10 protein-coding genes are annotated in these 14591 nt (G+C 68.4%); 1 reads left to right on the forward strand and 9 read right to left on the reverse strand.

Annotated elements, in window-relative coordinates; translation table 11 throughout:
• Nucleotides 1–11: 11 nt before the first annotated feature.
• Nucleotides 12–2096, forward strand: coding sequence for a penicillin-binding protein 1C (pbpC, locus tag AB3G45_RS23215; RefSeq protein ID WP_367832788.1), 2085 nt, complete (start codon nt 12–14; stop codon nt 2094–2096).
• 275 nt (nt 2097–2371) lie between these two features.
• Here pbpC and AB3G45_RS23220 read toward each other — a convergent pair whose 3' ends face one another.
• From AB3G45_RS23220 to AB3G45_RS23260, 9 genes are all read right to left on the reverse strand, one after another.
• Nucleotides 2372–3172 carry a crotonase/enoyl-CoA hydratase family protein gene (locus tag AB3G45_RS23220; protein WP_367832789.1) on the reverse strand — a complete coding sequence of 267 codons (801 nt, stop codon included), beginning with the start codon at nt 3170–3172 and terminating at the stop codon, nt 2372–2374.
• A 19-nt stretch (nt 3173–3191) separates the two neighbouring features.
• Nucleotides 3192–4067 (reverse strand): hydroxymethylglutaryl-CoA lyase, encoded by an 876-nt coding sequence (locus AB3G45_RS23225; RefSeq protein WP_367832790.1) that lies wholly within the window; start codon nt 4065–4067, stop codon nt 3192–3194.
• A complete protein-coding gene (locus tag AB3G45_RS23230) occupies nt 4064–6049 on the reverse strand; it encodes an acetyl-CoA carboxylase biotin carboxylase subunit (RefSeq protein ID WP_367832791.1) in 1986 nt (661 codons plus the stop codon). The genes AB3G45_RS23225 and AB3G45_RS23230 overlap by 4 nt, the downstream gene beginning before the upstream one ends.
• Nucleotides 6050–6060: 11 nt before the next feature.
• The gene (locus AB3G45_RS23235; protein ID WP_367832792.1) at nt 6061–6444 is read right to left on the reverse strand and encodes a RidA family protein; all 384 of its coding nucleotides are present in this window, start codon (nt 6442–6444) and stop codon (nt 6061–6063) included.
• Between the two features lie 13 nt (nt 6445–6457).
• Nucleotides 6458–8065: a carboxyl transferase domain-containing protein gene (locus AB3G45_RS23240; RefSeq protein ID WP_367832793.1), complete on the reverse strand. Its 1608-nt coding sequence runs from the start codon at nt 8063–8065 to the stop codon at nt 6458–6460.
• Nucleotides 8065–9213, reverse strand: a complete 1149-nt coding sequence (locus AB3G45_RS23245; protein WP_367833657.1) for an isovaleryl-CoA dehydrogenase — start codon at nt 9211–9213, stop codon at nt 8065–8067. Before AB3G45_RS23245 ends, AB3G45_RS23240 begins: the two co-directional genes overlap by 1 nt.
• 69 nt (nt 9214–9282) lie before the next feature.
• Entirely contained in the window at nt 9283–12744 is a 3462-nt protein-coding gene (locus AB3G45_RS23250) for an indolepyruvate ferredoxin oxidoreductase family protein (RefSeq protein ID WP_367832794.1), read from the reverse strand.
• 164 nt (nt 12745–12908) lie between these two features.
• Nucleotides 12909–13376 (reverse strand): Lrp/AsnC family transcriptional regulator, encoded by a 468-nt coding sequence (locus AB3G45_RS23255; RefSeq protein ID WP_367832795.1) that lies wholly within the window; start codon nt 13374–13376, stop codon nt 12909–12911.
• A 1-nt stretch (nt 13377) separates the two neighbouring features.
• The gene (locus AB3G45_RS23260) at nt 13378–14529 is read right to left on the reverse strand and encodes a fumarylacetoacetate hydrolase family protein (RefSeq protein WP_367833658.1); all 1152 of its coding nucleotides are present in this window, start codon (nt 14527–14529) and stop codon (nt 13378–13380) included.
• Nucleotides 14530–14591: the final 62 nt, after the last annotated feature.

Raw genomic sequence — 14591 nt, forward strand, 5'->3', positions numbered from 1 at the left:
GAGAGCGGCGGATGGCGCTCTGGCGCAAGCTCCTGATCGGTTCCCTCGGCGGGGCGGCGTTTGTCGCCGCCCTCGCCGTGGGGCTCGACCACGCCGACCGGGCCTATCCGCCGCCGATCGGGGTGGCGGACATCGTCTCCAAGGAAGTGCTCGACCGGGACGGTCGCCTGCTGCGCGCCTTCGCGACGGCGGACGGCTTCTGGCGGCTGAAGACCACGGCCACCGATGTCGATCCGCAATTCCTGCGCATGCTCGTCGCTTATGAGGACCGGCGGTTCCACGAGCATGCGGGCGTCGACCCGCTGGCGCTGCTGCGTGCCGCCGGGCAATTCGTCACGAACGGCCGCATCGTCTCCGGCGCCTCCACGCTCTCCATGCAGGTCGCCCGGCTGATCGAGCCGCGCGAGAACCGCTCGATGCTGGCCAAGCTGCGCCAGATGGCCCGCGCCGTCCAGCTCGAACGGCGCCTCTCCAAGGCAGAGATCCTCGACCTCTACCTGACGCTCGCGCCCTATGGCGGCAACCTGGAGGGCGTACGCGCGGCAAGCCTCGCCTGGTTCGGCAAGGAGCCGAAGCGCCTTTCCGTCGCCGAGGCCGCCCTTCTCGTCGCCCTGCCGCAGCTTCCCGAGAAGCGCCGGCCGGATCGCCACCGTGCCGCCGCGGAAAAGGCGCGCGAGCGCGTGCTCGCCCGCATGGCCGTTTCCGAGATCATCGGCGAGGGCGAGGCAGAGCGCGCCGGCATGGAGGCCGTGCCCGGCCGCCGCCGCCAGCTTCCCGCCCATGCCGCGCACCTTTCCGAGCTTGCGCTGCGCGAGGACGCCAAGGCGACCGAACACAAAACGACGCTCGACCGCACCGTGCAGGACGAGCTGGAAACCGTCGCGCGCGAGGCGGCCGAGCGGCTCGGCCCGAAGGTGTCGATCGCCATGGTGATGGCCGATGCCCGCACCGGCGAAATCCTCGGCGAGGTCGGCTCTGCGGACTATTTCGACGGCAGCCGCGCCGGCTGGATCGACATGACGCGCATCCGCCGCTCGCCCGGCTCGGCACTGAAACCCTTCATCTACGGCCTCGCCTTCGAGGAGGGCCTCGTCGCGCAGGAAACCATCGTCGAGGACCGGCCGGCCGATTTTTCCGGCTACCGGCCGCGCAATTTCGACATGACCTACCAGGGGGACGTCAGCGTGCGCAAGGCGCTGCAGCTCTCGCTGAACGTGCCTGCGGTGCGCCTGCTGGAGGCGGTCGGCCCGACACGGCTGATGGTGCGCTTCCGCCGCGCCGAGGTGCATCCGGAACTGCCGCCGGGCGAAACGCCCGGCCTTGCCATCGGGCTCGGCGGCGTCGGCATCACGCTGCACGATCTCACCCAGCTCTATGCGGCGCTCGCCAATCGCGGCATGCCGGTGCGCCTCGGCGGCGGCATCGTGCGCGATGCGGCGGTGATGACGGGCGATCCGCTGCTCGATCCCGTCGCCGCCTGGCACGTTTCCGATGCGCTGTCCGGCGTCACGCCGCCCATCGGCAGCCGCCGCCTCGGCATCGCCTACAAGACCGGCACGAGCTACGGCTATCGCGATGCCTGGTCCGTCGGCTATGACGGCCGCCATGTGCTGGGCGTCTGGGTCGGCCGGGCCGACAACGGCGCGGTGCCGGGCCTGACCGGATACGGCGCCGCCGCGCCCATCCTGTTCGAAGCCTTCGCCCGGTCCGGCCTCGCCATCACCGCGCTGCCGCGGGCACCGGCCGGTGCGGTGCGCATCGCGCAATCCGAGCTTCCGGCGAGCCTGCGCCGCTTCTCGACCACCGCGAGCGGCCTCGTCGCCACGAGGGCGCGCGAGCCGGCGCCGGAGATCGTCTATCCGCCGGAAGGCGCCCATGTGGAACTCGGCGCGACGACAGGCGCGGTCGTCTCACCCCTCGTGCTGAAGCTCCAGGGCGGGCGCGCGCCCTTCCGCTGGCTGGCCAACGGCAAGGTCCTGCCGGACGCCTCGCGCCGGCGCACGACGCAATGGATGCCGGAAGGCGCGGGCTTCTCGACGCTGACGGTGATCGACGCGGCCGGGCGGGCGGCCAGCGTGCGAGTGTTCATCGAGTAGCAAAGCCTGCCCGCCAACTCCTGGCACAGGATGACGACATTGCCGCGCTCCCCTTCTCCCCCGCGGGGAGAAGGTGGCCCGAAGGATCGGATGAGGGGGTGGCGCCACGGTGCTCGTAGCTTTGTGCCTGCGGCATCCCCCTCATCCCGCTGCCGCGACCTTCTCCCCGCAGGGGAGAAGGGGACTTTCGGCATCCGGTCGTTTCATATGCAGCCGTCTTCAAGGAGCAGGATCATAGAAGCGCCGGAGTTCAGCTCATGCCCGCTCGGCCGCGATCACTTGCCGGAATCCACCAGCACCCACTCCGCCTTTCGCTTCTCCAGAAACGCCGCGATCCCTTCCGCCGCTTCCGGCGTCTCCCACGTGTCGGCAAGCCGCGTCAACGTCATCTCGATAACCTTGTCGTCGATCGGCGGGGCGAGCGCATGGGCGAGCGCCTTCGCCGCCGCGACCGCTTCCGGCGAGGCCGCGAAATAGGGGGCGATCTCGGCCTCGACCCCCTCATCCAGCGTCTCCGCCGGGACGACGGCGCTGAGGAAGCCGATCGCGCGCGCTGCCGGTGCGTCGAACAGGCGGGCGGAGGTGGCGAGGCGCAGGAAGGCAGCGGGACCGATGCGGGCAGCGACATAGGGGCTGATCGTCGCCGGGATGAGGCCGAGGCGGGTTTCCGTCAGGCCGAAGCGCGCGCCCTCCACGGCGATCGCCGCGTCGCAGACGCTGACGAGGCCGACGCCGCCGCCATAGGCCTGGCCGTTGACTCGGCCGACGAGCGGTTTCGGCAGGTCGCGCAACGCCTTCAGCATCAAGGCGAGCCGGCGCGCCTCGACGATGCGCTCCTCGCGCGTGGCGGCGATCTGCTCCTTCATCCAGTTGAGATCGCCGCCCGCGCAGAAGCTTTCCCCCTCTCCCGTCAGCACGACGAGGCGTACCGCCCGATCCTCGCCGAGAAGGCCGGCGACGGCCGCCAGTTCGCGGATCATCAGGCCGGACAGCGCATTGTGCTGCGCATGGCGGCGCAGGGTCAGCGCGGCCACACCGCGCCGGTCGACGGATACGGAAATCGTCTCGAAGTTCATGGCTTCACCTCCTCGCCCCTCAAGGGCGCAAAATGTCAGGCGACCTGCCGGCGATCCGGCGCGCGAAGGCGGCGGCCGATGCCAGCTTCTCCCGGTCGAGCCCCGTCTCGTACCCCTCCGCCGCCAGCATGTCGACGACGGCCAGCGTATCCACATTGCCGCGCGCGCCCGGCGCATAGGGGCAGCCGCCCAGGCCGCCGACCGAGGCATCGAAGACGGCAAGCCCATGATCGAGCGCGACGCGGATATTGTCGAGCGCCATCCCGCCCGTATCGTGGAAATGGCCGGCGAGCCTTTCCGGTGCGGCGACGGCCAGCACGACGGCCAGCATGGCCGCGACCTCCGCCGGCCGGGCGCGGCCGATCGTGTCGCCGAGGCTCACCTCATGGCAGCCGAGCGCCAGCAGTTGCCCGCTCACCCGCGCCACGGCGGAGGGCTCCACCGGCCCGTCATAGGGGCACTGCACGACGCAGCTCACATAGCCGCGCAGCAAAATGCCGTCCGCCTTCGCCGCTTCGGCGACCGGCCGGGCACGCTCGACGCTCTCGACGATCGAGCAGTTGAGGTTGGCCCGCGAAAAGCCTTCGGAAGCAGAGAGGAAGACGGCGACCTCGTCGACACCGGCGGCCTTCGCCGCCTCGTAACCCTTCATATTGGGCACCAGTGCCGCATAGGAAACACCGGGCCGACGCGTGATGCCGGCCATCACCTCGGCTCCGTCGGCAAGCTGCGGCACCCATTTCGGGCTGACGAAGCTCGTCGCCTCGATGCGCCGGAAGCCGCAATCCGACAGGCGATCGATCAGCGCGATCTTGTCCGCGGCGGGGATGATCGCCTTCTCGTTCTGCAAGCCGTCACGGGCGGCCATCTCGACGATGTCGACGCGCCGGGTCATGCGGTCTCCTCCGGCTCCAGCGCGAGCAGCAGCGCCCCTTCGGCCACCTGGTCGCCGACGGCGACCGGCACCGCGGCCACCACACCGTCGCGCGGGGCCGCCAGCACCAGTTCCATCTTCATCGCCTCCATGGTGACGAGCGCATCGCCGCGGGTAACGCGCGCGCCCGGCGCGACGGAGACGATGCGCACCAGCCCTGGCATGGGGGCCGAGAGCCGGTCGCCGCCCGCCGCCGCCTCGCCCTGGTGTCCGGCCTCCTGCGTGATCGCGAAGGCATGGCCGTGGCCGACGAAGAAGACGGTGATATCGGCGCCCTCCCGATGGATCGTCGCGGGCAGGATGCGGCCATCGCTATCGACCCGGACGGACCTGCCATCCGCCGATTGCACGCGGATATCCGTTGCCATGCCGTCATGGTCGATGCGAAAGCGATCCTTGCCAAGCGCTGTGACACGCAAGGCATGTTCCGCGCCGCCATGGTCGAGAAAGACGGTCTGGGTCGCATTCCCCCACAAGCGGAAGCCACGGACATGACCCCACGGATCCGGATCGGCCGGCGCGTCGAGAAAGCCGAGCGCGGAGAGGGCGGCAAGCGCGAAAACCTCTTCTGAGGCATCGGGATCGGCCAGCAGGCCCTCGCCGGCCCGGCCGATGAGGCCCGTATCGACATCGCCCGCGGCGAAGGCCGGCAGGCGGCAGAGACGGGCGAGGAAGCCGGCATTGGTCGTCAGGCCGCCGATGCGGCAGGCCTCCAGCGCCGATTCCAGCCGTACCAAGGCCTCCTCGCGATCGCGGCCATGGGTGATGACCTTGGCGATCATCGGGTCGTAATAGGGGGTGATGGCATCGCCGGTGCGCACGCCGGAATCGACGCGGGCGCCCTCCGGCACAGCGAAGACGGTGAGGCGGCCCGTCGCCGGCAGGAAATCGCGGGCCGGGTTTTCCGCGTAAAGCCGCGCCTCGAAGGCCCAGCCGTCGATGACAAGGTCCTCCTGCCGCTTCGGCAGCGGCTCGCCGGCGGCGACGCGCAGCTGCCATTCCACGAGATCGAGGCCGGTGATCGCCTCCGTCACGGGATGCTCGACCTGCAAGCGGGTGTTCATTTCCATGAAGTAGAAACGATCCTGCCGCAGGCCCTCGGAAACGTCGGCGATGAACTCCACCGTGCCGGCGCCGCTATAGCCGATGGCCGCCGCCGCGCGCACCGCGGCCGTGCCCATCACGGCCCGCATCTCCGCCGTCATGCCGGGCGCCGGCGCCTCCTCGATGACCTTCTGGTGCCGGCGCTGGAGCGAGCAGTCACGCTCGAAGAGATGTAAGACATTGCCGTGCCCGTCGCCGAACACCTGCACCTCGATATGGCGGGGTTTGGCCATGTATTTCTCGACCAGCACGCGGCCGTCGCCGAAGGCGCTTTCCGCCTCGCGCCGGGCGCTTTCGAGCGCGGCGGCAAAATCGGCAGGTCGCTCCACCCGCCGCATGCCCTTGCCGCCGCCGCCGGCACGGGCCTTGATCAGCACCGGATAGCCGATATCCTCCGCCTCGCCGGCGAGGAAGCCTGCCTCCTGCCGCTCGCCGTGATAGCCCGGCACGACCGGCACGCCGGCCTTTTCCATCAGCGCCTTGGCGGCGTCCTTCAGCCCCATGGCGCGGATGGCGCTCGCCGAGGGGCCGATGAAGACGAGGCCGGCCGCCTCCACCGCCTCGACGAAATCGGGATTCTCCGAGAGGAAGCCGTAGCCGGGATGCACCGCCTCCGCGCCGCTCGCCTTCGCAGCCGCGATGATGGCCGGGATGTTCAGATAGCTTTTGGCGGCTTCCGCCGGCCCGACGCGGGTCGCCTCGTCGGCCATCGCGACATGCAGGGCGTCCCGGTCGGCATCGGAATAGACGGCGACCGTCGCGATGCCCATGCGGCGGGCAGTGCGGATGACGCGGCAGGCGATTTCGCCGCGGTTGGCGATGAGGATCTTTCTGAACATCCTGCCTCCGGTCATTGTGCGGCGATGGCTTCGACTTCGAGCAGCCATTTTTCATCGAAGATCGAGGCGATGACGACGCTCATCGCCGGGGTGACCGCACCGAGATAGTCGCTGCGGATCTCGCGGTTGGCGGTGGCGTGGTGCCGGTCGGAGAGGTAGGTCGTCACCTTGACCAGATCGGCCTTGCCCATGCCGGCCGCCTTCAATTGCGCGTCGATATTGCGCCAGACGAGGCGCGCCTGTTCTTCGAACGCCTCCGGCACCTTGTCGTCGTCCGAGACGGGGATCTGGCCGCTGATGAACAGAAGCCTCTTGAAATCCTCGATCTTCACGGCCTGCGAATAGCCGCCGCGCGGGGCGGGTGCGTTCCTGGCATTGATGGTTTCGCGGTTCATGGCATTCCCTCCTCTACATCCTGAAGACGCCGAAACGGGTGGGCTCGACGGGCGCATTGAGCGCCGCCGAGAGCGAGAGCGCCAGGACGTCGCGCGTCTTGCGCGGATCGACGATGCCGTCGTCCCAGAGCCGTGCCGAGGCATAGAGCGGATGGCTCTGCCGGGCGAACATGTCGATGGTCGGCTGCTTGAAGGCGGCCTCCTCCTCCGCGCTCCAGCTGCCGCCCGTGCGCTCGATGCCCTCGCGCCGGACGGTCGCCAGCACCCCTGCCGCCTGTTCGCCGCCCATGACGGAAATGCGGCTGTTCGGCCAGGTCCAGAGGAAGCGCGGCGAATAGGCCCGGCCGCACATGCCGTAGTTGCCGGCGCCGTAGGAGCCGCCGATCAGGACGGTGATCTTCGGCACCTTCGCCGTCGCGACGGCGGTGACGAGCTTGGCGCCATGCTTGGCGATGCCCTCCGCCTCGTATTTGCGGCCGACCATGAAGCCGGTGATGTTCTGCAGGAAGAGGAGCGGAATGCCGCGCTGGGCGCAGAGTTCGATGAAATGCGCGCCCTTGAGGGCGGCTTCGGAGAAGAGAACCCCATTGTTGGCGATGATGCCGACGGGAAGGCCGTGCAGCGCGGCAAAGCCGCAGACGAGCGTGGTGCCGAAACGCGCCTTGAATTCGTCGAAGCAGGAACCATCCACCACGCGGGCGATCACCTCGCGCACGTCGTAGGGCGTGCGGGTGTCGGCCGGCACGATGCCGAGCAGCTCTTCGGGATCGTAAAGCGGGGCGTCGCCGTCGCCGGATTTCGCGAGCGGCGGCTTGTGCGTGTTGAGATTGGCGGCGATCCGGCGGGCAATGGCAAGCGCATGGCGGTCGTCGCGGGCGAGGTGGTCGGCAACGCCGGAAAGGCGGGTGTGCACGTCGCCGCCGCCGAGATCCTCGGCGGTCACGATCTCGCCCGTCGCGGCCTTCACCAGAGGCGGGCCGGCGAGGAAGATCGTGCCCTGGTTCTCCACGATGACGGTCTCGTCGCTCATGGCCGGCACATAGGCGCCGCCGGCCGTGCAGCTTCCCATGACGACGGCGACCTGCGGAATGCCGGCGGCGGACATCTGAGCCTGGTTGTAGAAGATGCGGCCGAAATGATCGCGGTCGGGGAAGACCTCGTCCTGGTTGGGCAGATTGGCGCCGCCGGAATCGACGAGATAGATGCAGGGTAGCCGGTTTTCCGCGGCGATCTCCTGCGCGCGAAGATGCTTCTTCACGGTGATGGGATAGTAGGTGCCGCCCTTCACCGTCGCATCGTTGCAGACGATCATGCAGTCGCGGCCGGAGACGCGGCCGATGCCGGCGATCATGCCGCCGCAGGGCGAGGCGCCGTCATAGAGGCCGTGGCCCGCGGTGAGGCCGATTTCGAGGAAGGGGGAGCCCGGGTCGAGCAATTGCGCGACGCGCTCGCGCGGCAAGAGCTTGCCGCGGGAAACGTGGCGGTCGCGCGCCTTCGCCCCGCCGCCCTCCATGGCAAGGTCGGCCGCCTCTTCCACCAGGGCGAATGCCTCGAGCATGGCCTTGCGGTTTGCCGCAAAGGTCTCGCTGCGGGTGTTCACGGCCGAGGGGATGACCGGCATCACAGCGTCTCCTGGAAGATTTCACGGCCGATGAGCATGCGACGAATCTCCGAGGTGCCGGCGCCGATCTCGTAGAGTTTCGCATCGCGCAGCAGCCGGCCCGTCGGATAGTCGTTGATATAACCGTTGCCGCCGAGCGCCTGGATGGCTTCGAGGGCGAGCTTCGTGGCGCTTTCGGCGGAGAGCAGGATGCAGCCGGCGGCGTCCTTGCGCGTGGTCTCGCCCCGGTCGCAGGCGGCGGCCACGGCATAGACATAGGCGCGCGCGGCGTTGAAGGCGACATACATGTCGGCCACCTTGCCCTGCATCAGCTGGAATTCGCCGATCGACTGGCCGAACTGCCTGCGCTCGTGGAGGTAGGGGATGACCACGTCGAGGCAGGCGGCCATGATGCCGAGCGGGCCGCCCGAGAGCACGACGCGCTCGTAGTCGAGGCCGGACATCAGCACGTTGACGCCGCGCCCGACCGTACCCATCACGTTCTCCTCCGGCACCGCGCAATCGGTAAAGACGAGTTCGCAGGTGTTGGAGCCGCGCATGCCGAGCTTGTCGAGCTTCTGCGCCGTCGAGAAACCCGGAAAACCCTTTTCGATGAGGAAGGCGGTGATGCCGCGCGAACCGGCTTCGGGGTCCGTCTTGGCATAGACGACCAGCACGTCCGCATCCGGCCCGTTGGTGATCCACATTTTGTTGCCGTTCAGCACGTAGCGGTCGCCGCGCTTTTCGGCGCGCAGCTTCATCGAGACGACATCGGAGCCCGCGCCCGGCTCCGACATGGCGAGCGCGCCGACATGCTCGCCGGAGATCAGCTTCGGCAGGTATTTTTCCCGCTGCGCGGCGCTGGCATTGCGCACGATCTGGTTGACGCAGAGGTTGGAGTGGGCGCCATAGCTGAGGCCCACCGAGGCGGAGGCGCGGCTGATCTCCTCCATCGCCACGCAATGGGCGAGGTAGCCCATGCCGGACCCGCCATGGCCTTCCGGCGCGGTAATGCCGAGCAGGCCGAGATCGCCCAGTTCCCGCCATAGCGGCATGGGGAAGGTGTTGCTGCGGTCGATCTCCGCCGCTTGCGGGGCGATGCGGTCGCTCGCGAAACGCCGCACGCTTTTCCTCAGCGCGTCGATTTCCTCACCAAGCCCGAAGCTCATCGCAGCGTCGTACATGTCCGTCCTCCCCGGCCGGATGCCCCGGCATCCGCCTGTTTCTTCCTCGCGGCCTCAGGCGGCCGCCCTGTGTTGTCCTGCCGTGTCGAAGGCCAGGCGCATCTCCGCCTCGCGCGCCCGCACCCGCTTCACCGCCGCCGCCTTCACCGGGCCATAGCCACGAATGTCGCCGTAAAGCGACATGAGCGCAACGGCGGCGTCGAGGTTCTCGCGGCGGAGGCTTTCCAGCACATGCTCGGTGAGCGCCGCATAGTCGGCGATGAGCTGGCGCTCCATGCGGCGCTCCGCCGTGCGGCCGAACGGATCGAAGGCGGTGCCGCGCAGCCCTTTCAGGCGGGCGAGCAGGCCGAAGGCCGGCAGCATCCAGCGGCCGAAGCGGCGCTTTGTCGGGCGGCCGGTCGCATCCTCGCCCTTGAGGAAAGGCGGCGCGAGGTTGAAGGCGATGGCGTAGCTGCCCTCGAACTGCTCGGCCAACCCCTGCCTGAAGGCCGGGTCGGCAAAGAGCCGCGCCACCTCGTATTCGTCCTTGTAGGCGAGGAGCCGGGCATGGACATGCGCGACGGCACGGGTCAATCGGTCGTCCGGCCCGAGCGCCCGTTCCGCCTGGCGCACCCGCTCGACCAGCGCCTTGTAGCGTTCGGCAAGCGCGGCGTTCTGGTAGGCCGTCAGGTGCTTCACGCGATGGGCGATCAGGTCTTCCGTCGCCATGGTTTCCAGCGTCGCGACCGGCTTTCCGGGGGTTAGCAGGCGTTCTGCGCGGGCCGGGTCGGCGGCGATCAGGCGACCCCAGCCGAAGGCGGCGAGCGTGGCGTCGACGGCGACGCCGTTCAGCACGATCGCCTGTTCGATCGACTGGCGCGTCAGCGGGATCAACCCCTTCTGCCAGGCGAAGCCCGTCATGAGGATGTTCGTCGCCATGGCATTGCCGGCGACCTTCTCGGCGATCGTCGTGAAGTCCAGCAGGTGGGAGGGATCACGCAGCGCAGCGCGCACCGAGCCCTTGACATCGCGGCGGCGGAAATCGAAGTCGCGCTTGCGCACGAAATCGGCGACCGGCGTCAGCTTCGTGTTGACGACGCCGGTCGTTCGATGGTGGTCGCAGAGCGTCACGGCATCCTTCGAGGCGGCCACCACGTCGTCGGCGGCGATGAGGAGGTCCGCGCCGCCGGTGACGATGCGCGGCGAGGAGACGTCCTCGTCGGCAAGGCCGATGCGCAGGTGGCTCATGACGGCGCCGCCCTTCTGGGCAAGGCCGGCCATGTCGAGGATCATCGGCGACTTGCCGTCGAGATGGGCGGCCATGCCGAGGATGGCGCTGATCGTCAGGATGCCGGTGCCGCCGATGCCGGCAATGGCGATGTTGTAGGCGCGCTCGCCGATTGTCACGACCTCGGGTTCGGCAATGCCCGACAGGTCGGGGTTGGAGCGCGCGGCCTTTCGCAACCGGCCGCCCTCGACCGTCACGAAGGACGGGCAGAAGCCCTTGAGGCAGGAATAATCCTTGTTGCAGGTCGACTGGTTGATCCTGCGCTTGCGGCCGAATTCCGTTTCGAGCGGCTCGACGGAGACGCAGTTCGACTGGGTGGAACAGTCGCCGCAGCCTTCGCAGACGGAGGGGTTGATCACCAGGCGGACCGGCGGGTCCGCCATCAGGCCGCGCGCGCGGCGGCGGCGCTTTTCCGCCGCGCAGGTCTGCACATAGACGATGGCCGAACAGCCGGGCGCTTCGCGGATATCGCGCATCACCCGGTCCATTTCGTCGCGGTGGCGCACGATGACGCCGGGCGCGAGCATCGCCGGCGAATAGGCCTCCGGGTGGTCGGAAACGAGGTAGATCGGCGCCACGCCCTCGGCCAAAAGCTGCCGCGTCATCGCCTCGGGGCTGAGCGGGCCGTCGACGGTCTGCCCGCCGGTCATGGCGACCGCGTCGTTGTAGAGCAGCTTGTAGGTGATGTTGACGCCGGCGGCGACGGACTGGCGGATCGCCAGGATGCCGGAATGATAATAGGTGCCGTCGCCGAGATTGACGAAGATGTGCTTCTCGTCGGTGAAGGGCGCGATGCCCGACCACGGCACGCCCTCGGCGTCCATATGGGTGAAGGTCGTGGTGCCGCGATCCATCCACTGCACCATGTAATGGCAGCCTATGCCCGCCGTGGCGCGGCTTCCCTCCGGCACCTTCGTCGAGGTGTTGTGCGGGCAGCCGGAGCAGAAATAGGGCACGCGCTCGACCGGCGCCATGTGCGCCTTGCGGATCTTCTCGCGTTCCAGGAGATAGGCGAGTTCGTCGGAAATGACCGTCTTCAGGCCGGCGTCGAAATCGAACTGCAGGAGACGGGCGGCGATCGCCCGCGCCACCATGCCGACGGACAAGGCCTCCGACAGCGGCAGGAACGGCTTGTCCTGATGGTCGAACTTGCCGAGGATGCGCGGGCGCTCGCCGTGATGCCAGTTGAAGAGCTGCTGCTTGATCTGGTTCTCGATGATCTCGCGGCGTTCCTCGACGACCAGCACCTCCTCCAGCCCCTGCGAGAAGTCGCGAACGCCTTCCGGCTCCAGCGGCCACGGCATGCGGACCTTGCAGATGCGCATGCCGATCTCGGCCATCTCCGCCGGGCCGAGCGAAAGCTCCTTCAGCGCCTGCAGCACATCCTCATAGGCTTTTCCCGAGGCGATGATGCCGAAGCGGGCACGCGGCACGTCGTGCGTCACCTCGTCCACCCGGTTGGCGCGGGCGAAGGCGATCGCGGCATAGCCCTTGTAGGTCTGGAGGCGCTCGTCCTGCGGCAGCGGCGGGTCGGGCCAGCGCAGGCTGAGGCCATCCCGCGGCAGCTCGAAATTGTCGGGAATGACGAACTGCCGGCGCTCACCGGCAAGGTCGACGGAGGCTGTCGTCTCGACCGTGTCGGCGATGAACTTCATGCCGACCCAGCAGCCGGAATAGCGCGACATCGCCGTGCCGAGCAGGCCGTATTCGACGAATTCGTGGATGGACGACGGATAGAGCACCGGGATCAGCGCCGACATGAAGGCATGGTCGGACTGGTGGGGAATGGAGGACGACTTTGCCGAATGGTCGTCGCCGGCAAGACAGAGCACGCCGCCATGTTTCGCGGTGCCGGCGGCGTTGGCGTGCTTCAGCACGTCGCCGCAGCGATCGACGCCCGGCCCCTTGCCGTACCAGTAGCCGGCGACCCCGTCATGGCGCGCGCCCGGCGAGAGGTGGAGCTGCTGCGTGCCCCAGACGGCGGTCGCCGCCAGGTCCTCGTTGACGCCCGGCCGGAACAGGATGTCATGCGCCGCCAGATGCTTCTTCGCCTTTGCAAGCTGCTGGTCGTAGCCGCCGAGCGGCGAGCCGCGATACCCCGAGATGAATGCGGCGGTGTTCAGCCCCGCGGCACGGTCGCGCCGCATCTGGACGATGGGCAGGCGCACGAGGGCCTGGGTGCCGGAAAGGAAGATCCTCCCCTCCTCCGCCATATACTTGTCCTCGAGAGAAAAGCTCTGCTTGAGCATGACTTCCTCCTCGATGGCCCTCCTCCATGAAAGCCATCCTCCATATGTAGGAGCCTAGCCATGGATTGGGAGGAGCGGGTCCTTATTTTCGCGGCGGAGAATCACGGCTTGCGGACGGCATCCGCAAAAGCGGCCACCGGACGCAAAGCCATCCTCATTTCGCGTCAGATCGGAACGCGATGCGTGTTCTTCAGCTCGTCGAGCGCGAAGCTGGAATTGACGAAGCCGACGCCCGGCAGGCGCAGCAGCGCCTTCTTCAGGATCTCCTCGTACTGGCGCACGCTGCTCGTCAAGACGCGCAGCACATAGTCGTGGTCGCCGGTCATGGAATAGCACTGCACGACCTCGGGCATGTGCCGCACCGCCTTCTCGAATTCCAGCAGCGTCGCCTCGTCGTGCTGCTTCAGCCGCACGAAGCAGAAGACCGACACCTCGAAGCCAACGCGCTTCGGATCGACGGCGACGATGCGGCCGCGGATGATGCCCAGCCGCTCCATCTCCTTGATGCGTCGCCAGCAGGGCGTATGGCTGAGGCCGACGCGCTCGCCGATCTCGGCGACCGTCAGGTCCGGCTTGCTCTGCAGCAGCCGCAGGATCTTGCGGCTCGTCTCGTCCAGGCCGCCTTCGCCCATATCAAAGGAGCCCGCGGGAGGAGAGGTTGCGCATCAGCGCGGCGATGCCGAAGGTCCAGGGCGGGCATTCGGTGGAAAGGCGAACGGTGTTGGCAAGCGCGCCGAGTTCGGCATTGGAGATCGTCACCCGGTCGCCGGTCTTGTGGGTAAAACCCTGGCCGGGGGTATCGCGGTCCTCGACGGGCGCGAAGAGCGTGCCCATGAACAGCAGGAAGCCGTCAGGATATTGGTGATGCTTGCCGATCGTCTGGGCGACGAGGTCGAGCGGATCGCGGCTGATCTCGCGCATCGTGCTGCGCCCCTTCAGCACGAAGCCGTCCTCGCCCTCGATCAGGAGATCGAGATCGGCCGTGCGCACGTCGTCGATCGCATAGGTCTCGTCGAAGAGGCGGATGAAGGGGCCGACGGCGGCGGAGGCATTGTTGTCCTTCGCCTTGCCGAGCAGCAGCGCCGAGCGGCCCTCGACGTCGCGTAGGTTCACATCGTTGCCGAGCGTCGCGCCCTTGACGCGGCCCCGGCTGTCGACGGCGAGCACGATTTCCGGCTCCGGATTGTTCCATTTGGAGATCGGGTGCAGCCCCACCGAGGCGCCCCAGCCGACGGCGGCCAGCACCGGAGCCTTGGTAAAGACCTCGGCATCCGGCCCGATGCCGACCTCCAGATATTGCGACCAGACGCCCTCCTCGATCAGCGCCGCCTTGACCTTGGCCGCGGCTTCAGAGCCCGCCTTCAGGGCGCGCAGGCTGTCGCCGATGATGGCCGTGACGCGGCCGCGCACCTTTTCCGCCAGCGCCGGATCGCCCGCCGCCTTCTCCTCGATCACGCGCTCGATCATCGAACGGGCGAAGGTGACGCCGCAGGCCTTGACGGCCTGGAGGTCGCAGGGCGCGAGCAGGTGCAGCCGGGAGAAATTGCCGGCGCCCTCGACGGAGGCCTCCAGCACGGCATCGAGCGTGCCGAACGGATCGCAGGGCGCCGCGCGGGCGACAGCCGCCGGATCGTCCGCCTCCAGGAGGTCGCGCATCGTCGGGATGGCCCGGGACGTGATGTCACACAGCTTGCCCTCGCGCAGCATCACCACCGCCGGCCCCTGCACATCCGGCCGCCAGACGCGCCCGACAAAAGTTCCCCGCGAAAAATCGCCTGCCGTCATCGTCACGCGCCGCTCCTCCAACAATCCTCGACTGGAGTTCTAGACCGAAAAGCATGAAGGGG

The sequence above is a fragment of the Shinella sp. S4-D37 genome (assembly GCF_040812195.1).
Classification (GTDB): Bacteria; Pseudomonadota; Alphaproteobacteria; order Rhizobiales; family Rhizobiaceae; genus Shinella.